This is a genomic window from Tsukamurella conjunctivitidis, assembly GCF_007858475.1.
Classification (GTDB): domain Bacteria; phylum Actinomycetota; class Actinomycetes; order Mycobacteriales; family Mycobacteriaceae; genus Tsukamurella; species Tsukamurella conjunctivitidis.
In genome coordinates this window covers 1-568 of sequence record NZ_VIGX01000212.1, presented here as the reverse complement: position 1 = coordinate 568, position 568 = coordinate 1, and the positions used below count along the sequence as shown (strand labels likewise).

1 protein-coding gene is annotated in these 568 nt (G+C 69.0%); it reads left to right on the top strand.

The genetic code is table 11. The annotated features are described in order from the left end of the window. Positions 1-66: 66 nt before the first annotated feature. Positions 67-568, top strand: a 502-nt coding sequence (locus FK530_RS25090) for an SDR family NAD(P)-dependent oxidoreductase (protein ID WP_146489498.1), incomplete at its 3' end; no start/stop codon positions are given.

The window sequence follows — 568 nt, the reverse complement described above, 5'->3', positions numbered from 1 at the left end:
AGTGCGTGCACCCGGTGCGCGGAGCTTCCGGTGGTGACAATGGCGTGGATCACACATGCTGGTGGGATGAACACATCACATGTCGAAGAACCAGCAGGGACGGCGAGAACTCTCCAGGGGGAGGGGTTCCCCGAACAGGAGCAGCCCTATCCGGGGCTGGGCTCGCTCATGGACCCCGTCCCCGACCATGGAGAGCGCACGTGGGTGGGGCGCGGGCGCCTCGTCGGTGTCAGGGCGCTGATCACCGGTGGTGATTCCGGCATCGGACGTGCCGTGGCCATCGCGTTCGCCCGCGAAGGCGCTGACGTCGCCCTGTCCTACCTGGTGGAGGAGCAGTCCGATGCGGAGGACACCGCGGCGTGGGTCCGCAAGGAGGGACGCGTCGCTGTCCTCCTGCCCGGGGACCTGCGGGACGAGGACGTCGCCCGCGGCGTCGTCGACCAAGCGGTGCAGGAGCTGGGCGGTCTGGACGTCGTGGTCAACAATGCGGGGTTCCAGTGGGCGCGCCGTGAGGGCGGCCTGGCCGAGGTGACGACGCAGGAACTGGATCGCGTGCTCGACACGAACC